This window comes from Chryseobacterium sp. PMSZPI (genome assembly GCF_002835665.1).
In the GTDB taxonomy this organism is placed as follows: Bacteria; Bacteroidota; Bacteroidia; order Flavobacteriales; family Weeksellaceae; genus Chryseobacterium.
This window is the reverse complement of record NZ_PIZV01000064.1, coordinates 1-20,110: the sequence shown is the minus strand read 5'-3', so window position 1 is coordinate 20,110 and position 20,110 is coordinate 1. Positions and strand designations below refer to the sequence as shown.

Annotated in this window: 16 protein-coding genes and 1 pseudogene; 6 read left to right on the top strand and 11 right to left on the bottom strand. The window is 34.5% G+C overall.

What is annotated here, in order from left to right; all coding sequences use genetic code 11:
• Positions 1 to 230: 230 nt before the first annotated feature.
• From CW752_RS12960 to CW752_RS12940, 5 genes are all read right to left on the bottom strand, one after another.
• Positions 231 to 1,634: an MFS transporter gene (locus CW752_RS12960; RefSeq protein ID WP_101240134.1), complete on the bottom strand. Its 1,404-nt coding sequence runs from the start codon at positions 1,632 to 1,634 to the stop codon at positions 231 to 233.
• Between the two features lie 138 nt (positions 1,635 to 1,772).
• Positions 1,773 to 2,615 carry a hypothetical protein gene (locus CW752_RS12955; protein WP_228401757.1) on the bottom strand — a complete coding sequence of 281 codons (843 nt, stop codon included), beginning with the start codon at positions 2,613 to 2,615 and terminating at the stop codon, positions 1,773 to 1,775.
• Between the two features lie 287 nt (positions 2,616 to 2,902).
• The gene (asnB, locus tag CW752_RS12950; RefSeq protein WP_101240133.1) at positions 2,903 to 4,570 is read right to left on the bottom strand and encodes an asparagine synthase B; all 1,668 of its coding nucleotides are present in this window, start codon (positions 4,568 to 4,570) and stop codon (positions 2,903 to 2,905) included.
• A 319-nt stretch (positions 4,571 to 4,889) separates the two neighbouring features.
• Positions 4,890 to 6,557, bottom strand: coding sequence for a GLPGLI family protein (locus tag CW752_RS12945; RefSeq protein WP_101240132.1), 1,668 nt, complete (start codon positions 6,555 to 6,557; stop codon positions 4,890 to 4,892).
• 343 nt (positions 6,558 to 6,900) lie between these two features.
• Positions 6,901 to 8,106, bottom strand: a complete 1,206-nt coding sequence (locus tag CW752_RS12940) for an RsmB/NOP family class I SAM-dependent RNA methyltransferase (protein WP_101240131.1) — start codon at positions 8,104 to 8,106, stop codon at positions 6,901 to 6,903.
• A gap of 591 nt (positions 8,107 to 8,697) precedes the next feature.
• Between CW752_RS12940 and CW752_RS12935 the strand changes: the two genes are divergently transcribed.
• Positions 8,698 to 9,042: a zinc ribbon domain-containing protein YjdM gene (locus CW752_RS12935; protein ID WP_101240130.1), complete on the top strand. Its 345-nt coding sequence runs from the start codon at positions 8,698 to 8,700 to the stop codon at positions 9,040 to 9,042.
• Between the two features lie 396 nt (positions 9,043 to 9,438).
• On the opposite strand, the gene CW752_RS12930 is transcribed toward CW752_RS12935, so the two are convergent.
• Positions 9,439 to 10,374, bottom strand: a complete 936-nt coding sequence (locus CW752_RS12930; protein ID WP_101240129.1) for a sulfate/molybdate ABC transporter ATP-binding protein — start codon at positions 10,372 to 10,374, stop codon at positions 9,439 to 9,441.
• A gap of 75 nt (positions 10,375 to 10,449) precedes the next feature.
• On the opposite strand from CW752_RS12930, the gene CW752_RS12925 reads away from it, so the two are divergent.
• The 3 genes from CW752_RS12925 (at position 10,450) to CW752_RS12915 (ending at position 13,127) form a co-directional block, all read left to right on the top strand.
• The gene (locus CW752_RS12925; protein ID WP_101240128.1) at positions 10,450 to 11,109 is read left to right on the top strand and encodes a YceI family protein; all 660 of its coding nucleotides are present in this window, start codon (positions 10,450 to 10,452) and stop codon (positions 11,107 to 11,109) included.
• Between the two features lie 127 nt (positions 11,110 to 11,236).
• Complete coding sequence (gene pheS / locus CW752_RS12920) at positions 11,237 to 12,247, top strand: phenylalanine--tRNA ligase subunit alpha (RefSeq protein ID WP_101240127.1); 1,011 nt, start codon at positions 11,237 to 11,239, stop codon at positions 12,245 to 12,247.
• 334 nt (positions 12,248 to 12,581) lie between these two features.
• Positions 12,582 to 13,127 (top strand): hypothetical protein, encoded by a 546-nt coding sequence (locus CW752_RS12915; protein ID WP_101240126.1) that lies wholly within the window; start codon positions 12,582 to 12,584, stop codon positions 13,125 to 13,127.
• 62 nt (positions 13,128 to 13,189) lie between these two features.
• Here CW752_RS12915 and CW752_RS12910 read toward each other — a convergent pair whose 3' ends face one another.
• Positions 13,190 to 13,960 (bottom strand): DUF3108 domain-containing protein, encoded by a 771-nt coding sequence (locus CW752_RS12910; RefSeq protein WP_101240125.1) that lies wholly within the window; start codon positions 13,958 to 13,960, stop codon positions 13,190 to 13,192.
• 153 nt (positions 13,961 to 14,113) lie between these two features.
• On the opposite strand from CW752_RS12910, the gene CW752_RS12905 reads away from it, so the two are divergent.
• Positions 14,114 to 15,169, top strand: a complete 1,056-nt coding sequence (locus CW752_RS12905) for an NAD(P)/FAD-dependent oxidoreductase (RefSeq protein WP_101240124.1) — start codon at positions 14,114 to 14,116, stop codon at positions 15,167 to 15,169.
• A 12-nt stretch (positions 15,170 to 15,181) separates the two neighbouring features.
• Positions 15,182 to 15,511, top strand: coding sequence for a 2Fe-2S iron-sulfur cluster-binding protein (locus tag CW752_RS12900; protein ID WP_027373871.1), 330 nt, complete (start codon positions 15,182 to 15,184; stop codon positions 15,509 to 15,511).
• Positions 15,512 to 15,582: 71 nt separating this feature from the next.
• On the opposite strand, the gene CW752_RS12895 is transcribed toward CW752_RS12900, so the two are convergent.
• From CW752_RS12895 to CW752_RS12880, 4 genes and pseudogenes are all read right to left on the bottom strand, one after another.
• Positions 15,583 to 16,371: a DUF2971 domain-containing protein gene (locus CW752_RS12895; RefSeq protein ID WP_101240123.1), complete on the bottom strand. Its 789-nt coding sequence runs from the start codon at positions 16,369 to 16,371 to the stop codon at positions 15,583 to 15,585.
• Positions 16,372 to 16,404: 33 nt separating this feature from the next.
• Positions 16,405 to 18,555, bottom strand: a complete 2,151-nt coding sequence (locus CW752_RS12890; protein WP_101240122.1) for a prolyl oligopeptidase family serine peptidase — start codon at positions 18,553 to 18,555, stop codon at positions 16,405 to 16,407.
• A 122-nt stretch (positions 18,556 to 18,677) separates the two neighbouring features.
• Entirely contained in the window at positions 18,678 to 19,259 is a 582-nt protein-coding gene (locus CW752_RS12885) for a TIGR00730 family Rossman fold protein (RefSeq protein WP_101240121.1), read from the bottom strand.
• A 204-nt stretch (positions 19,260 to 19,463) separates the two neighbouring features.
• Positions 19,464 to 20,110, bottom strand: a pseudogene (locus tag CW752_RS12880) (M20/M25/M40 family metallo-hydrolase); the annotation flags it as partial.

Here is a 20,110-nt window from a genome sequence, read left to right as displayed (position 1 = left end):
AACAAAAGTACCATACTTATCCATCAAAAGCATTGATCTGTGATAAGTTCGTAGGGTGGTGAAATGAAAAAAGTAAAGGAAGTGAAAAGTGCTGATAAAGGAAAGGATGAAGATTTTTCTTAAATGACCTTTTGCAGCAACCTTTATCAATTATAAGACGATTAGCAACTTCCAGTTTTTAATTTCAATTTTTTAGCCATTTTCGCTTTCTCAGCTTTCTTTACTTTTAATTACTCCTCTTTTGATTTCATATTTTTCCCATCCGAAATGTGTAGTCTTCTGAAGACCAAACCTGATAAGATGGTTAGTAGGCCAACAGTAAGAAACGTATAACGGAAAGCATTATGAATTTCTCCTTTGATGAGGTCTGTGTTCTCAAATAACTTTAAAACAATCAATCCGAACGCAATTCCGAAACCAATGGCAAGTTGCTGGTTTACCGAAATTAAAGAATTACCACTGCTGGTCTGGAAATTACGCAGGTCGGCAATGGAAATAGTATTCATAGAAGTAAATTGAATGGAATTGAAAAACCCTAACACGGCAATAATAGGAATAAACCAATACAATGAAGTATGAATATCGGGAATGGCCAAAAGGCAGATCAATGTTCCAATGATAAATGTATTGATCATTAAAGTTTGACGATACCCATATTTATCTAAAATTTTAATAACGGATGATTTTCCAAATATGGCAGTGATAGCCATTGGAGCGATAATCCATCCTGAGGTAACTGCTGATTGTTTGTAAGCAATTTGAATCATCAAGGGAAGGAGCAATGGAACAGAACTGATCCCTAATCTTGTGGCCAGGTTTCCTACAATTCCCACACGGAAAGTCCTTACCTGGAAGAGATCTAAAGGAAAAATAGGATGTCCTTCTTTTTTTGCATGCTTATAGTAGTAATAAAGGAACAGGAATCCAAGAATAAATATGATGAGAACAGGTGTGATATTCTGCATATTTCCAAAAAGCTCCAGTGAAATTGAGAGCAGGAGAGAAGCTGCTGCAAAAATTAAAAAACCTTTCAAATCGAAGTCTACATCATCAGATTTGTAATCAGGCATAAATTTAAAACCTAAAATAATCCCTAAAAGACCAATTGGAATGTTGATCAGGAATATCCAATGCCAGGAAAGATAATCCACCATATAGCCACCAACTAATGGCCCCAATACAGGACCAATAAGTGCAGGAATAATAGCAAAGTTCATTGCTTTAAGTAATTCATTCTTATCAAAAGTTTTGATCAGAGCTAATTTTCCAACAGGAGTCATCAAGCTCCCTCCAACTCCCTGAATGACTCTTGAAATAACAAGATGAGTAAGGTTTTGGGATAATGAACAAAATAAAGAACCCAAGCTGAACAGTACCAAAGAGAAAATAAATACCTTTTTTGTTCCAAACCGATCTGCCAAAAAGCCACTGGCAGGCATGAAAACGGCTAATGTCAGAACATAACTGATAATAGCGTTCTGCATGTTCAACGGTGATTCATGAAGATCCTTAGCAATGGAAGGCAGGGAAGTATTAAGAATAGTGGAATCCAGCATTTGCATGAAAATAGCAGTAGCCAGAATCAGTGGAAGTATTTTTTTTATGGACGTTTGTGTTGAATTGGTTTCTGTCATGATATACAAGCCGGAATATACTGCTTCCGGACTTATTTTGTTTGAAGAAAACGCTTGCTTTAAGCTGTTTCAATCTTTAGATAAAGAAATCCATATAAAATTAAAAAAGTCCTGCGAAATATCACAGGACTTTTTGATTTATTTTCTAGGCTTTTCTACTCCTTTCCATTCATCACCGGCTTTTCTGTACTGGCTTAAAGTGAAATTTTTGAAATCCTTGGTTTTATACTCAATGTTGTCGTTATTCTGTTCGAAAGGCATGATGTAATAGTACTCAAGATCTGTCTTATCCGATTTGTTTCCTTTTTTCACACTCGGAACATATTTAGAGAATTTATAGCTTGGAAGATATTGTTTTAACCTTGTATAGAATGCTTTATCTTCTTTTTCGCTAGGAATGATATCTACAATATTCAGATCATCTTTTTTCTTATCAATCCACAGGTAATAGGTTTTTTCTTCCCCTATATTTCTATTGATAGAGTTGAAAGCAAATAGTTCTTTAGGAACAAGTTCTTTAATCTTTTCCGGGTCTACCGTTGTGTAATACTGTCCTTTAGAAGGGTCAACATAGGTTTCAAGGTTGTACATTAAAACCGAATTGTTTTCGAATTTTTTATTTTTAAAATATTGATTTAAAGACAATTCTGCGGTTGCTCTAAGTTCTTTAGCTCTGTCATCCAACTTTTTTGTAGGATTCTGAGGGTTTACATATTTTACAAACTCGTATAAAACGATAGGTTTGATGTCTTTAAGATGAGGGTATGTCTTAAGTTGTTCTGCTTTTACCAGCCAGTAGAATTGTTGATAATAGTCATCCTTATCAGCGTCTTTCACGCTTTTATAAGCTAAAGCAAGCTTTTTTGAATTTAAGTATTTACCGTATTTTCCCTGTCCGAAGGCAATACTAATGGATAATAAGGCAAATAAAACAGTAAGGTTTCTTCTCATTTCTTTATAATTGATATTTTCGTTTTTCAAATATATTCCAAATATAATTATTTATTAGATATTATTTTGAATTGTGCGTTAAATTATGCAATATTAGTATCGTTAATTCAAAAGAAAATCCTGTATTGCTACAGGATTGATAAATTATTACGAAAAAAGGGAAGAAAGGGAATAATTCAAAGTGATAACTGTCAATAGTCAATTTTGCTTCACAAGTGAATCGTGAATAAATTAAGTATTCCGATAACTTTAAACCATGAACCTTAAACATCTAGAATTGACGATTCACTCCAATTCTAAAACCCTCTCACTCTCAATTAATATGAAGTTTCATGCACTTTAACCGCTCGTCCGCTTGGATCGTTCATTTTTTTGAAAGCTTCATCCCATTCTAATGCAATAGGCGTAGAACAGGCAACAGACGGAACAGACGGTACCGTAGCAGCAGAGGTTTCGCTAGGGAAGTGCTCTTCAAAAATGGTTCTGTATCGGTATTCCTCTTTGTTTTGAGGTGTATTCAACGGGAATCTGAATCTGGCGTTGACCATCATTTCATCAGTTACTTCTTTCTCTGCGATATCTTTCAATGTATCAATCCATGAATAGCCGACACCGTCAGAGAACTGTTCTTTCTGTCTCCAGGCAATAGATTCAGGAAGGATGTCTTCAAAAGCTTTTCTTAAAACCCATTTCTCAATTTTTCCTTCAGAAACGTTAATCATTTTATCTTTTGGGTTAAGGGTCATGGCGATATCCATAAACTCCTTATCAAGGAAAGGAACTCTGCCTTCTATTCCCCAGCTCATTAATGCTTTGTTAGCTCTCAAACAATCGTACAAGTGAAGTTTTCCTAATTTTCTTACCGTTTCATCATGGAACTCCTTAGCATTGGGTGCTTTATGGAAATATAAATAACCACCAAATAACTCATCAGAGCCTTCTCCGGAAAGTACCATTTTGATACCCATGGATTTGATAACTCTTGCTAAAAGATACATTGGGGTAGAAGCTCTGACCGTAGTCACATCGTAAGTTTCCAAATGATAGATTACATCACGGATCGCATCAAGGCCTTCCTGAACAGTGAAGTTAACTTCATGATGTACGGACCCAATATGTTCCGCTGCTTTTTGTGCTGCAACAAGATCCGGAGAACCTACAAGCCCTACAGCGAAACTGTGAAGTCTCGGATACCATGCTTCTTGAGTGTCACCGCTTTCAACTCTTTGTCTTGCGAACTTTGCAGTAATTGCTGAGATGACAGAAGAGTCTAAACCTCCCGAAAGAAGAACTCCGTAAGGAACATCACTCATCAATTGTCTGTGAACGGCATCTTCAAGCCCTTTTCTTAATTTTGCAATATCTGTATCGTTGTTTTCTACATGTTCAAAGCTTTCCCAGTCTCTTGTGTACCATTGTTGAAGTTCGCTGCCATCTTTACTGTATAGCAAATGTCCCGGTAAAAATGTTTCAATGGTCTTGCATACGCCTTCTAATGCTTTTAATTCAGACGCTACATAATAGTTTCCGTTTTTATCCCATCCCTGATAAAGGGGGCATATTCCCATATGATCACGGGCAATCAGGTAAACTTCGTTTTCAGTATCGTATAATGCGAAGGCAAAAATTCCGTTTAATTTTTCAACGAAATTTTTTCCGTATTTTCTATAAAGAGCCAGAATAACCTCACAATCTGATTGAGTCTGGAACTCATAATCCGGAAATTCTTCTTTTAGTTCTCTATGGTTGTAGATCTCACCATTCACGGCAAGTACTACTTTTCCATCTTTAGTAAATAAGGGTTGTTTTCCTGAAGTAGGATCAACAATAGCGAGTCTTTCGTGGGAGAAAACTACTTTTTCGTCCTGAAATACCCCGCTCCAATCCGGTCCTCTGTGACGGATTTTTTTTGACATTTCCAAAACCTGAGGTCTTAATATTTCAGTTTTTTGTTTGGCGTCAAATAGACATACAATTCCACACATATTTTTATTATTTATGAAACAAAAGTAGAGTTGATGTTTATAAATAACAATGAAAAATATTTAAAATAGAATTTTTTTAATCAATTTGTGTTTAAAAAAGAAAAATATTAATTATTTAAAGTGATTATTATGTTTTTGATTAATTTTTTTCGTTGTGCTCCATTTAATGTATCCTCTATACAAAATAAAAATGACATATTTATTAATATATGGTAATTTATTATATGAATTTTAACCCTTACTTTGTGGCTCGAAATAATTTTTTTTCATCATTTGTGTTTTTACCTTCTTGCAATTCTCATGCAAGAAGGTTTTGTTTTTATTCTACCCCTAGTAAAGTTCCTGAAACATTCCATGAGCTGAAACTTGTACCTTCGGTAGGACCTTGTGGAATTTTGATTTGAATAGTATGTTTTCCTGCCTTTAAATCTCCAAGAGGAATGAAGTTAGGATTCGTCACAGTTCCCGGACACCAGTTTGATCTGCTGAGGTCAGAGGAAGAAAGGCCATCCTGAAAATTTCCAGAAGCAGGATTATACAGACGGTAAGATCCGCAATCTGTTCTCCATGGTATGAAAGAGAATACGGATTTTCCATCCATAAAAATAGTGTTGGCTTTAGGAACAAACTCATCGCCGTTTTCCCAACCTCCATGTCCTGTAGTTGTATATCTTAGTTGAGCATTCTTCAAATCTTTCTTTAAAGTGAAATCAACAAGAAGCCCTTTGTCCTGATTGAACATGGTTGAGTAATCCTGTCCTGCCATTTCCATAATATTCAAAGAGTTGAATAGAGGAATTGCAGTATTGTTTTTATAAACTGCCTGATCACTTTTGTGAATCGTAATTTCAAGGCTTACTTTGTGTCCGCCTTTATCATAGTTGCCGATAAAAGTTCCCACCCAAAGTTCTTTACCCGATAAAGAGGGTTTTAATTCCGTAATATCTTGTCGGTAGGGATTGATAGTTTGCCAGGTTTTACCTTTAAGCTGGATATGATTAAATTGTTGGATTCCAAAAGGAGTAAAGAATCTCATCATTTCCATTGCTGGGTTATAATTTTCCGTAGAAGTTATTCCATAATATTGTTTTCCGTTTCCATTTTCAAAAACAGGAAGTGTTTTGGCTCCTTTTTCTAAACCGTCAAAAAAAGACTTCTCTTTATCTTGAGGAATAAAAAATACGGTTCCTGTTCTGTCATAGGCATCTCCATTTGATTGTTGCTTCAATTCTACAAAAATATTTTCTCCTTCCGTAATAGCTGGAAATTTTATCTTTTTAAGAATGATGGTTCCATTGGCATATCGTTTTATCTGATCATCTGATTTTGCAGCATCCGAGAAATTGATAGTTTCATTTTCAAAAACTTTCAATGTTGTAAAACGGCTTTTCCAAAGAAGGTCTTTGTAGCCTAATTGATCTGTAGATTGTATAGAACCTTTTATGATGTTTTCAATTCCTGTATTTTTAATTTTCTTGATGGAATTGGCTGTGATTAACGAATTTTTATTCCTCTCTACTTCCAATACAAATCCTAGGTTTTGGCCCAAGACAGATGGTCCGCCCTGAAATTTTAAATCATTTGTGTACCAGACTTCAATTGTGTTGGAATTGATTTTGGTAATTGCTTTTTTGCAATTGTATCCCAGAATTTTTTTGGTTTCATTGGTCAACTCAAAATTCTGTTTTCCTACAGATTCTGTATCAGCAGTAGAAATGATTTCTCCGGATTTTAAAAAAGCATATGAAACAATAGTATTGGAAGGTTTTTCAACCTTTGTAATCTCAAAAGGATATCTACTTTTTTGTTCTTTGATGGTATTGTTTAGAATGAAGGTTTCTTTTTCATTGGCCCACACAATAGTAGAAGGCTGATCAGACAACACTTTTCCGTTAGAAGAACTGGTGTATTGGATTTCGTAAGTCTGGGCAGAAACCAGACAAAATAAAAAGACACTAAGAAAGCTAAATGTAAATTTTTTGCGCATAGTCATATATGAGTTTGCCGCAAAGTTATCCCAACTTTCTATGGTTTCAAAACGGCTATAATCTATATAATAAGTAGACAATGTGTGAAAAATGTTACAAATCAATTCATAAGATTTGAATATAGAAACAAAAAACTACCCTTAGAAAAGGGTAGTTGTATACATTTTTTGGTAATTATATACAATTTTACACTAATGCGGTTATTTTATTATTAAGAACTTGTCATTCTGAATGTAACGAAGTGAAATGAAGAATCTAAGCCCAATTATAAGATTCTTCCTTCGTCAGAATGACAGTGGTGTAAAATTGTATATAGTCACCTATTTTTTTATTAGGTCGTGATTAAGATATTCTCTCAATCAATGCCATATAGAATCCATCGTAGCCTTCACTAGGCATTACTTTTTCATCTTTGATCATTTTGTATCCAGGATTGTTCTTTAAGAATTCTTCTACCTGCTTATTGTTTTCAGAGGGAAGGATAGAACATGTAGCGTATACCATTTTCCCACCTTTTTTAAGCATTTTAGAATAGTCCTGAAGGATCTGTTGTTGTTCCTTTTTAATTCTGTCGATAAAGTCCTGGTCAATTTTCCATTTACTATCCGGATTTCTTTTCAAAACTCCAAGACCTGAACACGGCGCATCAATCAATAATCTGTCTGCTTTTTCATGAAGACGTTTGATCACTTTGTTATCAGAGATCATACGGGTTTCAATATTGTGAGCTCCGGCTCTTTTTGCACGACGTTTTAATTCAGCCAGTTTCCATTCAAAAATATCTAAAGCGACAATCTGACCTTTATTTTTCATTAATGCTGCTAAGTGAAGTGTTTTTCCTCCTGCACCAGCACAGGCATCCACAACTCTTTGGCCTTCTTTTACGTCAAGGAAATAACCGATCTTTTGTGAAGAGGCATCCTGAACTTCAAATAGTCCTTCTTTAAAAGCTGTTGTAAGGAAAACGTTTTTCTTCTCTTCCAATTGCACTGCATCAGGATAATTCTTGATAGGATAGGAAACAACACCTTCGTCAGAAAGATCAGAAATAAGCTCTTTTGTTGTCGTTTTTAAAGAATTGGTTCTTAAAACTGTAGGTGCCTGCTCATTTAAAGCAGTCATTTCTTTTTCCCAGTTATCCCCTAATTCCTTTTCTAATGTTTCTGCCAACCAATCAGGGATAGAATGTTCAATTGCTTTGGTAGGTACAGTGTTCTTTTTAAGCTTGGTAAGGATATCTGCGATTTTGATTCCGTCAAACTCCTCAAACTTTTTATAATTGGTTTTGCTCCAAAGAAGATAGGCGATGATAAGTTTATAAATGTTATTAGGTTTTACCCCTTCACCCATATAATACTCAAGACGCTTCTTCCAACGGATAATATTGTAGAAAATCTCAGAAACAACGGCTCTGTCCTGGCTTCCCCATTTTTTATTAGCTTTTAAAAGTCTTTCGATTACCTTATCAGCGTATTTATTTTTCTCGAAAAATGTTTCTTGTAAAGCATCGTGAATTCCGATCGCTAAGTTTCTGTGAATAAGTTCCATAAATTTGCTTCGCTGTTTTGAATCTGCAAAAGTACGACTTTTAATTGAGAGTTGAGAATTGAGTTGGAGAGTTGAAGGGTGAGAGGGTTGTAGAGTAGAAGAGTAGGAGTGTTTTAGAGTGAATAGCTGGGGCGTAACATTTATGAATTTTATACCATTTATATTTTACGAACAAAATTATAAAGTTAATCAACAAGCATTGCAAGCATTAGCGTTTAAAGTTTAATGTTATTGATTAAGGTAAAATTACTGGTAATAGAATAATTCGTTGTATTGTTAATTTTTTAAATAATAGAAAAAAATTAAGGGTGGATTTGTAAAGAATTTTCTTAAAATTCCCATTTTTTTATTCGATGATGAAGGATTTTAATTCAAAGATGAATGAACTCCTTTTTTTACTTAAATGAAAAATCTTTACAAATAAAATGTACATGTTTATCTATATCCTTTATTTTCTTTACATATAGCTTAATTAATTTTGCTTAATTCACTTATTGGTGTAAAAATAATACCCGCTTATTATCTGCTATACTGATCTTTATCTCTTGACTTCAACCTCCAAAAAGCCCTACCTTTGCAAAAATTAAAAATATGAGTGATACAATACTTTGTCCGAAATGTAGCTCTGAGTTTACTTACCCGAGCGATAATATGATGGTATGTTCTCAGTGTTTCTACGAATGGAACCCTGAAGATGCCGCTTCTGAAGCTGCTAACGAAGGAAAAATTTTTGATTCAAACGGAAATGAACTTCAGGATGGAGATTCTGTAGTTGTCGTTAAAGATCTTCCTGTAAAAGGAGCACCAAAACCAGTGAAGGCGGGAACAAAAGTGAAGAACATCCGTTTAAGACCAGGAAGTGATCACAATATTGATTGTAAAATTGATGGTTTTGGAGCGATGGCTTTAAAATCAGAATTTGTAAAGAAGGCATAAAAGTAATTCTATTTGCCCTAAATGCATAAAAAAAGGAAAAAATTGGACAGTGTAATCTTTCAAAAGACTTAATTGCAAGATTGCTAATGTCCGTCTGGAAGGCAGAAAGAGAATTAACCAAAAATTTCCTTATGCTGTGGAAATACAAATGTAAGAAAAAGTTTCAAGACAGATTCTTATGTTTGTATTTTTTTTATCCACAAATTGTTGATAAGTGTAAGATAATGTTTGAGTTATGTTTTTGTAAAATAGGCTGAGGAAACTAAGGACGCAGCTTGTAACCCTTCGAAATCTAACCTAGGTGAACGGTTTTAGATACTGATAAGATTAAAAAAATTAACTTTAGGGTAACAGCTTTTATTTTCAAATTACATATTGCCCATTTAGCTTAAACATTTAAATAAATGAAACTGAGATTATTCCATTAAGTTTTTCGTCGGTATAGACTACCAGGTCTTTATTTTTCACTCTAATCTTATTCCAGTAGTAGTTTCCTGCAAATCGGCTTTCCAGAACTTCTGCTTGATGACCATTTTCAGTAACTTTGATTTCTTTCGGGTAATAAGAAAATTTAGGCAGTTGAAAGTTTGTAGCTTCGGATTCACTAAAAATATTTACCTCTCCAAAAAGTTTAGCAACATAAGAATTATAAGGATGCTTATAAGTCTGTTCCGGACTGTCATTCTGAATTAATCTTCCATCCTGAAGAATCACAATCTGATCCAGCCATGGCATAATATCCTGAAGTTCGTGGGTAGAAATGATCAGGGAAATCCCATGCTGTTTTACATATCTGAAAAGTCTTTCGCGAAGTTCAATTTTTCTCGGAAAATCAAGATTGCTAAATGGTTCATCTAAAATAAGCAGTTTGGGTAATACGGAAAGAGCTCTGGCGATGGCAACTCTTTGTTGTTGTCCGCCGCTTAAATATTTAGGAAGCACATTGGCGAACTCCTGAAGTCCTACTACTTCAAGAAGCTCCATCACGGTTTCTTTTTTCTGACTTAAATTGATATTTGAAATAAATTTACCAACATTTTCAGCAACGGTTGCATAAGGCATCAGATCAAAATTCTGTGCAACGAACTTCATTTCTGCCTCTCCTGGTACAAGATTTCCTTTAGGACCTAAAAGTCGGGTCCCATTAAAGATAATTTCACCACTTTCCCAATCAAGAAGTCCATATATCAAACTTAGAAGTGTTGATTTTCCGCATCCGCTTTCTCCGGCAAGAGCAATGATTCGGCCTTCTTCAAACCTTAAATTAAGGTTCTGAAACAAGGGTTTATCTTTAGTATGAGAGAAAAATAAATTGTTTATTTCTAATAGCATATTACAAATGTAAGGTTTTTATAAAAACATAATTTTTTTTATTATATTAGCGGGAGTAATAAAAATAAATCAAAAATGAGAAAAAAACTGTTTTCGTTAGCTATTCCTGCGTTATTCGTTGCTGCAGTAGTGGTTTCTTGTAAAAAAGACAAACCACTTACGAGCGAAAGTAATGAGGTGACAACTACTAAAGATGGTAGCCAGTACACTTTGGATACGCTAAACAGTAAAGTTGAATGGAAAGGATACAAAGTATTTAAATCTGAAAATACGAGCCACTTTGGAACCATTAAATTTGAAAGTGGAGATGTTACAGTGAAAGATGGAAAACTGGAAAGCGGTAAATTCGTTGCTGATATGAATTCTCTTACTTCTGTGGATTTGAAAGACAGCCCGGAAGATTTAGGAAAATTAAATGGACACCTTAAGAGTGGTGATTTCTTTGAAGTGGAAAAATTCCCGACTGCTTCTTACGAAATTACAAAAGTTACTCCTGCTACAGAAGGAGATTACAACACGCTTTTAGATGGAAATTTAACTATTAAAGGAATTACAAAACCAGTTCAGTTCAAAGCTAATGTTTCTGTGAAAGAAGGAGAAGTAAGTGTAGCTACTGAGCCGAAAGATATCAAGAGAGAAGAGTTTGGAGTAAAGTTCCAGGCTCCTGCTGAAAACGGTGTGATTAAAGATGAGGTAACTCTTCAGATCAACGTTAAAGCTTTAGAAAAGAAATAATTTTTTTATTTAAGTGAAATAAGTGATTGAAGTCTGCCTCCCGAAAAAGAGGCAGATTTTTTTATGACAGATTCATTATTAAACTTAAAAGTCGTATTTTTGCAAAACATTTTGAAAGGGTAAAATAATGATAGAAAAGATAGAAGAATTACTGATCGAAGTAAACGGCTTCAATGCTACCTCTAAAGAAGATATCGAAAACTTCCGAATTAAGTATAACGGTAAAAAAGGAGTTCTGAATGATTTTTTTGAAAAATTTAAAGAAGTACCTAATGACCAGAAGAAAGAATTTGGACAGAAAATCAATACTTTGAAGCAGGCAGTTGCTGTGAAATTAGAAGATTTGAAAAACGCTTCTGCATCTTCTATTGTTTTAGAAAAAGAAGATCTTACAAGACCTGCGTTTCCATTGGAACTGGGATCAAGACATCCGATCAACCTGGTAAAAAACAGAATTATTGAAATCTTCAAATCTATTGGTTTTGCAGTAGCAGACGGTCCTGAGATTGAAGACGACTGGCATAACTTTACCGCATTGAACCTTCCGGAATATCACCCGGCAAGAGATATGCAGGATACTTTCTTTATTGAGCAGAATCCGGATATTCTTTTAAGAACACATACTTCTTCTGTACAAACTCGTTATATGGAAGAAAATCAGCCGCCAATCAGGATTTTATCTCCGGGAAGAGTATTCAGAAATGAAGCAATTTCTTCACGTTCTCACTGTATTTTCCATCAGATTGAAGGATTATATATTGATGAGAATGTAAGCTTCGCAGATTTAAAGCAAACCATTCAATTCTTTACAACTGAACTTTTCGGGAAGTCTAAAATCAGAATGAGACCCTCTTATTTCCCATTCACTGAGCCAAGTGCAGAGATTGATGTATATTGGGGATTGAACTCTGAAACAGATTACAGAATCACAAAAGGAACCGGTTGGTTGGAAATTATGGGCTGTGGAATGGTAGATCCTGCCGTATTGAAAAACGTAAATATTGATTCGGAGAAATATTCAGGATATGCATTCGGAATGGGTATTGAAAGAATTACGATGCTTCTTTACCAGATGAGTGATATCAGAATGTTCTTCGAAAATGATATCAGAACATTAGAACAATTTAAAACACTATAAAAAATCAAACCTCCGGAATTCCGGAGGTTTTTGTTTTTAATTACTGACCTAAGAAACAAAACGTAACTAAAAACTGATCTTATTGAAAATTTACACGTGTCTGTTTCTTATGCTCCTACTTTAGTTCAGTACGCCAGGTATCCGAACCTTAGTATTGACATTGCAGCCTCATTGCCGCTTCTATAAATAAGACAATTCAGATTTGAAAATTATTACAGCTATTTATCATTTTAATTTCTTTTCTAATGTTAAATTAGTTTTGCATTAGAAAACTTTAATGTGTGGGTAGAATATTAGCAGTAAATCTATATTTGTAGAAAAAACAGGTTTTATAATGAAGAAGGTATTATTTCCAATTTTAATAATGGGAGCAGGAGTAGCTCTTAATGCTCAAAAAATAGAAGTCTCAGCAAGTTATGGTATTCCTTCCGTATATGGAGTTGCTCACGATTTTGCAAGTTCAATTGTGGGCGCTATAACAGATACAAAAACACCTTCAAGTAATGGTGTTGCAGCAGTAGGAGTAATGATATACAACAAGGATATGAAATGGCGTTATGGGGTAGACTTTACCAGCGAATTCTATGATAAAACAGAATCTATTTCAAAACAAAATATGATCTCCATCCTTCCAAGAGTTGATTATTTCTGGTTAAATAAAGGAAAATTAGGCTTGTATTCGGGAGGTAGTATTGGAATGAATTTTATGAATACGACTTATGTAGATAAAGATAAAAAAGAGAACAAAAATACAGATTCGGGGTTAGGTTTTAATGTAGTGCCTATCGGATTGAAATACGGAGGGGCATTAAGCATTTTTGTAGAATCTAATGTTGGGATGAAAGGTATTTTACAAGCAGGCGCAGCGTATAGATTTTAACGGTGTCTGGATAAAATAAAAGAGACCTTTTTAATGGTCTCTTTTATTTTAAATTTATATCGTTACTTGTTAAACTTTAAAGGATATTTCACGTTTTTAATATCATCTATACTGGCTTTCAATGATCCTACGGCCAATTCAGCTTTTAGCAACATTGGAATGTGATTCACATCATTGGAAACCCACATCGTTACTCCTTCTTTTTCTTTAAAGACCCTTCCGCTTTTTACGGATGGGATAATTTTAAGACAGTTGATGGTCCCAAATTTAGTCTTCAGATCCTCCGTTCCTACTACTTTGAGCTGAAAAGGAAACATTTCATCGTCAATCCATACATTCATATTGATAATGGTTCCCACTTTCAATTCATCAGGACTTTTGCTTCTTAAATAATAAAAAGACGAAAGCATATCCTGAACTCCTTTTACTGATTTTATCACTTTGGAGCCATTCGCAGGCGTTTTTTTGTCTGTTAATATTAACGAGGTACTATCATGGTTGAAGACCGTTTCAAAATGCTGACGGTAACTTCCTTCACGTACATTTCTTACGTAAAAACTTGGAAGCCCGGTTTCCATATTGATGAAACTTTCATATACATCCTCCACTTTAAAGAACGCCTTTACGGCACCCGTCGTTTCTCCTGTACCTTTTGCATACAAGTGAGGGACTCCTTTGTAATTGGTTTTTTGGGTGGTAAGATTAGCGGTTCCGGCATTCAGGAAGCCATAATGGATTCTGAATGTGATTGATTCACCGTCTGCAATATTGCTTAGCTGAGCAGAGCTTAGTACAAAAATAAATATTGCAATAAGGTTTAAAATTTTCTTCATAATATGACATTTACAAAAACATTGCCAAATTTAAAATCTTAATTGATAGGTATTTGACAAATCTCAGGTTTTTAATTAGAATCAATTAAATATGCTTCGCATTAAAATTAGTAAATTTGCAGTTACATGTATAATTAAATTATCTAAAATATTATGATAACCACTGATATATTGATCATAGGTGCAGGACCTACAGGACTTTTTGCAGTTTTTGAAGCTGGTCTTTTAAAAATGAAGTGCCACATTATAGATGCACTTCCACAGCCGGGAGGGCAATTGGCAGAACTTTATCCTAAGAAACCTATTTTTGATATTCCGGGGTATCCTTCAGTAAATGCTGGAGAATTGGTGGATAATTTAATGGAGCAAATCAAACAATTCCAGCCTGGCTTCACTTTAGGAGAAACAGCAGTTACTTTAAATAAAGTTGATGACGAATGGTTTGAAGTGGTTACTAATAAAGGAACAGTTCACAGAGCAAAAGCTATTGCCATTGCCGGGGGATTAGGTACTTTCGAGCCTAGAAAGCCCACCATTGAAAATATAGCTGACTACGAAGAAAAAGGTCTTGAATATTTTGTAAAAGAACCTGAGCATTTCAGAAATAAAAGAGTAGTAATTGCCGGTGGAGGAGACTCTGCATTAGACTGGAGTATTTTTCTTGCCAATGTAGCCAGTGAAGTTACTTTGATCCACAGAAGAAATGAATTCAGAGGTGCTTTGGATTCTGTAGAAAAAGTTCAGGATCTGAAAAACCAAGGGAAAATCAAATTGATTACGCCTGCTGAAGTTACTGCCATTAAAGGTGATGGAAAAGTAGAAGCGATCACTGTTGAAAAAGATGGAGAAGAGGCTTACGATATTGAAACAGATTACTTTATTCCTTTATTCGGATTGACTCCAAAATTGGGTGATATCGGAAACTGGGGATTGAATATTGAAAAAAATGCGATCGTTGTTAATAATGCTCTTGATTACCAAACGAACATTGATGGTGTTTATGCAATCGGAGATATTAATACATACCCTGGAAAATTGAAATTAATTCTGTGTGGTTTCCACGAGGCTACTTTGATGTGTCAAAGTGTTTACAACAGATTAAATCCTGGTAAAAAATTCGTATTAAAATATACAACAGTAAGTGGAGTAGACGGATTCGACGGAAGCCGTAAAGAAGCAGAGAAGGCTGTTGTGAAAAAAATTGACTAATTTTGCAGAATTATGTCAGATATTAATATTAAAATCACCGACAGAGAAGGTGTAACGCACGATGTTATAGCACCTACGGATATGTCCATGAACTTAATGGAAATCATCCGCTCCTATGAATTAGCAGAAGAAGGTACTATTGGTGTATGTGGAGGAATGGCAATGTGTGCTTCATGCCAGGTTTATGTAATCAATGATCCGGGTTTAGAGCCAATGGGAGATGAAGAAGATGCGATGTTGGCAGAAGCTTTCCATGTGAAAGATAACAGCAGATTGGGTTGCCAGTTGCATATTGCAGATGAAATGGAAGGACTTGAAGTGGAAATAGCTCCTTATCCTTAGAAAATATTTTTTAATCTTAATATAAAGCCCGTTTGAGTTTTTCTCGAACGGGCTTTGTTTTAAAACTATTTTTATCTTATTAAACCTTGGAATTTATTTTTGGATATTTTTGCTGTAGGGTTATATTTCTCTAATAACGCTTCAACAATTATTTCTTCTGAGAAGGTACATTTAGGACCCAAAGTAACTTCCATGTTTTTAAATGCTTCATTTTTTATGTCAATAAAATAGTTCTCAATTGGGCAAGGGATTTTATTGAACATTATTTTTTGAAAATCATTTAGAGGATGAATTTTATTACCATTTGTGTCACTTGTTGGCAAAATAAATAATGTAAATCTGACTTCTTTTTGAAATTCCCAAATTTTAGATTTATATTTTCCGATTTCTCCAATTTTTACTGTAAAATTCTCGTTTTCTATTTTAAGGATTTGCGGCTTCAAAAGATCTTCTTGATCAGTGTAAATTACTTCTAAGAAATTTTTACTAAATGGGACAATCCAGTAATTAGAATTAAAGCATTCATTTTTTGGAACTAAAGAGTTTGTGATTAAGCTATTTTGAATATTAGAGACATATTCTGTATTAAAGCTGTATTCCTGAAACATGTTTTTAGAAATTTTAATCCTAACCCCTTTCATATTAGGTGTATACATATTCCAAAATGCAAGATTTTCTTCTTCGTTATTTGTCCAACAAGAAATTAGGGTATGTGAAGAAAGATTTACATCATTTTCATCAGAAAATTGTGTTTCATTTATATCATCAACATTTTTTAAGCTATTAAATCTTATTTTTTTATTTTTTAAGATTAGTGCAAGTGTTTCGATAGAAGTATAATGATAAATATAGTCGTTCATGTATTTTTAAAATAATTTTTTATAGTATATTATTTACTTCTTTACAGGTTGAAATTTCGGATGCCCCACTTGCCACAATGCAAAAGCAAATACATCTGAGTATTCACGGAAAGTTACATCCAGGTCACTTGTAAAATGCCCATTTTCATAATTAACATATAATAAAACAGGTTTTCCGGAAGATGTACTATTTTGTAAGGTTGCTGCAAATTTCGCAGGCTCCCATGGTGTAATTCTGGAATCGTTCATTCCGGTACTGACAATAACAGCCGGATATTTTACACCTTTTTTTACTTTACTTTGCGTGTCCATTTCAATAAGAGATTTGATATCTTCAGCATCTTTTAAATTTCCGACTTCAGGAATCTGGTTGGCACCATTCGCTGAGTTTTGAGAACGAAGAACATTGGTCATTCCTACTTCTGCGATGGCAACTCCGTATAAATCAGGTCTTTCTGTGATGGCTCTTCCGATCAGAACACCTCCCATACTTGCTCCATTACCAATGAGTTTCGAAGGAGAAGTGTATTTTTGGTTCACAAGATATTCGGAGCATGCGATGAAATCTTTCCAGGTATTCGGTTTTTTAGCTTTCATTCCATCTTTGTGCCAATTGTCTCCTTTCTCGCCTCCTCCTCTTACATGAGCTACTGCGACTATTACTCCTTGCTCAAGCAATACTGATAATCTATTGGAAAAACGAGGTTTGTTAGATATTCCATAACCGCCGTATCCAGTGATATAAGCTGGAGTACTGCCGTCCATTTTTATGTTTTTGGGATAAATAATAGAAAGAGGAACCATGGTTCCGTCATGACTTTTTACTTCGACTTCTTTTACTTCGTACAATGTATTATAATCAGGATACTTACTATCCCCATTGAAATATTTGCTTTTTACAGCTTTACCATTTTCAGGTTGATAATCGTAAAAGGTGCCGGGAGTGAGCCAATTGCTGTTATAGCCTTGCAGATTATCATTTTCACGGGCATTAAGAGCATTGGTATTGTTGATCCCACCAGGTAAAGATATCTTTTTTATGGCCAATGTTTTAAGATCAATCTGATATTTATCCTGGTTGATTCCATTGCTTAATGAATAGAATAAATAATTTTTAGAGCTATGAATAGATGTAATTACAGAATTGCTTTCGGGAACAATAATTTTAGCATGATCAAAATCCGGGTTGGATAGGCTTGTTACTCCTATTTTGTAATTGGGTGCATTTTTATGGGTAAGGAAAAATAACTGATCTCCTGTAATAAATGTCTGAGTGATATCATGTGAAGCTTTTACGATTTGTTTCCAGGTGATTTTTTTATCCATTAATGCGGAATAAGGGGCATAGAACTGAGGGCTTTCTGATTTGGTGGAACCAAGATTGAGCAGGATATAATTAAGATCATCAGAAAATTCAATCATAGGAAATTGCTCGATCAGCATGTTGAGCTCGGGATTGCCTTCTTTTGAAGCCAGAACTATATCTTTATCAGCACTTGTTCCAATATGATGGAGCATTGCTTTCATATCTTTTAGAAGCATATTGCTGTTCGGATCTCCTGTACTCATTCGGGTATATATGATGGAATTGTTATCCGAAGTGAACTCAAATCCAAATTCACTCCATAAAGGGTTTAATATATCCTCAAGGAGTTTCCCTGTTTTGACATCTAAAATCTTAAGTTCACAAATTTCACCGCCGGATTTTGAGAATAGCAGAGCTATTTTATTTCCTTTTGAATCTACAGTGAAGTTAGTAATTTGTGCATCTTTTTTATATGTTTCAGGATCAAAAAGTAAACTTTCCTTTCCTGTAGTTATGTCCCTTGTATAAAGTTTTGAGAGTTTTTCGTTCTTTTTTGTTTTAGTATAGAAATAAAGATTTCCTCTTTGTCTTGCATAGTCGTAAGAATCACCACCCATTTCCTGAACCTGTTTCATACGTTTGTAAAGTGCATCACGATTGGGGATTTTATCAATGATGCTATGGCTGTAATCGGACTGGGCTTTAAACCACATTTGTACCTCAGGGCTTTTAAGGTCCTCCAACCATTGGTAATTATCAGTGATTTTGGTCCCAAAGTAATCATCTGTTACAGGTTTCTCAGGTGTTTTAGGATAATTATATTGAGCCAATGTGATTTGGCTTATTAATAGACAGCTTGTTAGCAATACGTTTTTCATGGCTTTATTTCTTTTAATCGTGAGAAAATAATCATTACAAATGTACTAAAACTTAAGTTTCACATATATTAATATACTCATAAAAACAGGGAATACTTTTATAATATTCTTTGTTTTTATGATTAAACTTCCTCTTTAGAAATCCATTTTCCAACTGTAGGGGCCTGATAATTTTTCATCTTTTCAAGCAGTTCATCAATATTATTACTGATTAACATCATATCTCTGTTGACTTGTTTTAAAAAACCTTTATCAACCATATTTTGAACAAGTTTAATCAAGTCATCATAAAAACCATCAATATTGAGAACACCGATTGGCTTTTTATGAAGACCCAACTGTGACCAGGTGATCATTTCAAAAAATTCTTCCAATGTTCCATAGCCACCCGGAAGAACAATGACACCCTCACAGAGCTCATTCATTTTTGTTTTTCTTTCATGCATCGTTTGTACCAGAATAAGTTCTGTCAGATTCTTGTGAGCGATCTCTTTGGCTTGTAAGAATTGTGGAAGTACTCCGGTTACTTTTCCGTTTTCACTCAGAGCTCCGTTGGCAATAGTTCCCATTAAACCTGTTTGTGAACCTCCATAAACTAATTGTATGTTTTGTCTAGCTAATGTTTGGCCAAGCAAGAAAGCTTGTTCTTCATAAATTTTGTCCGACCCGAAACTTGAGCCACAGAATACGGTAATACTTTTCATATTGAAATGTTTTTGGAACCATTAAGATATTTTAAGTGATTAAGTGAAGGTAAGAAAATATCCGGGATATTCTTAAGCGGGATGCTTTTTCAATCCGCTTGCGGATTCTTAATAACCTTAACTGCTTACAATACCTTAATGGTTTAAATTAAAAATATCCAAAATCATGAGACTTTGGATATTTAATATACTTATTTTAATGTTCTATTTCTGAGGAATATTTGCCAAAATATCCTTTAAGAAGCTCCAGAACTTTTGAGCAGAAGGAATGTTGGCTTTTTCATCAGGTGAGTGTGCTCCTCTGATGGTTGGTCCAAAACTTACCATTTCCATTTCAGGATAGTTAGCACCGATGATACCACATTCTAAACCAGCATGACAAGCTACTACATGAGGTTTTTCATTGAACTTCTCAGTATAGATTTTCTCCATTAGCTGTACGATTTCAGAACCTGGTTTTGGTTTCCATCCTGGGTAAGAACCACTGAATACTACGTTCATTCCAGCTAATTCTGCTACAGATTTTAATTGTTCTGCTGTAGAATATTTTGATGAATCTACAGAAGATCTTGTAAGGTTCAAGATTTTAAGCTCACCTCCTTTCAATTCAACTCTTGCCACGTTGTTGGATGCTTCTACAAGATCAGCTACATCCGGACTCATTCTGTAAACTCCGTTGTGAAGAGCTTTTAATGTAAGGATTACCTTTTTAGAATCTGCTTCTGAAATAGCTTTGTCAGAAGAAGTAGAGTTTTCAATATTGATCTGAAAACCTGGTTCTACTGATGCAAACTCTTCTAAAATTTCTTTTTTAAGAATTGTTGCTTCTTCAATAAATTCCTGGGCATTTC

What these genes read in the sequence shown, in the direction of transcription:
- CW752_RS12940 (WP_101240131.1), bottom strand. Translation starts at nt 8,106, where the DNA reads ATGGAACTTATTCACAGAAACTTAGCGATCGGAATTCACGATGCTTTA.
- CW752_RS12895 (WP_101240123.1), bottom strand. Translation starts at nt 16,371, where the DNA reads ATGAACGACTATATTTATCATTATACTTCTATCGAAACACTTGCACTA.
- CW752_RS12915 (WP_101240126.1), top strand. Translation starts at nt 12,582, where the DNA reads ATGAAGAAGGTATTATTTCCAATTTTAATAATGGGAGCAGGAGTAGCT.
- CW752_RS12900 (WP_027373871.1), top strand. Translation starts at nt 15,182, where the DNA reads ATGTCAGATATTAATATTAAAATCACCGACAGAGAAGGTGTAACGCAC.
- CW752_RS12905 (WP_101240124.1), top strand. Translation starts at nt 14,114, where the DNA reads ATGATAACCACTGATATATTGATCATAGGTGCAGGACCTACAGGACTT.
- CW752_RS12885 (WP_101240121.1), bottom strand. Translation starts at nt 19,259, where the DNA reads ATGAAAAGTATTACCGTATTCTGTGGCTCAAGTTTCGGGTCGGACAAA.
- CW752_RS12945 (WP_101240132.1), bottom strand. Translation starts at nt 6,557, where the DNA reads ATGCGCAAAAAATTTACATTTAGCTTTCTTAGTGTCTTTTTATTTTGT.
- pheS (WP_101240127.1), top strand. Translation starts at nt 11,237, where the DNA reads ATGATAGAAAAGATAGAAGAATTACTGATCGAAGTAAACGGCTTCAAT.
- asnB (WP_101240133.1), bottom strand. Translation starts at nt 4,570, where the DNA reads ATGTGTGGAATTGTATGTCTATTTGACGCCAAACAAAAAACTGAAATA.
- CW752_RS12935 (WP_101240130.1), top strand. Translation starts at nt 8,698, where the DNA reads ATGAGTGATACAATACTTTGTCCGAAATGTAGCTCTGAGTTTACTTAC.
- CW752_RS12910 (WP_101240125.1), bottom strand. Translation starts at nt 13,960, where the DNA reads ATGAAGAAAATTTTAAACCTTATTGCAATATTTATTTTTGTACTAAGC.
- CW752_RS12960 (WP_101240134.1), bottom strand. Translation starts at nt 1,634, where the DNA reads ATGACAGAAACCAATTCAACACAAACGTCCATAAAAAAAATACTTCCA.
- CW752_RS12890 (WP_101240122.1), bottom strand. Translation starts at nt 18,555, where the DNA reads ATGAAAAACGTATTGCTAACAAGCTGTCTATTAATAAGCCAAATCACA.
- CW752_RS12930 (WP_101240129.1), bottom strand. Translation starts at nt 10,374, where the DNA reads ATGCTATTAGAAATAAACAATTTATTTTTCTCTCATACTAAAGATAAA.
- CW752_RS12925 (WP_101240128.1), top strand. Translation starts at nt 10,450, where the DNA reads ATGAGAAAAAAACTGTTTTCGTTAGCTATTCCTGCGTTATTCGTTGCT.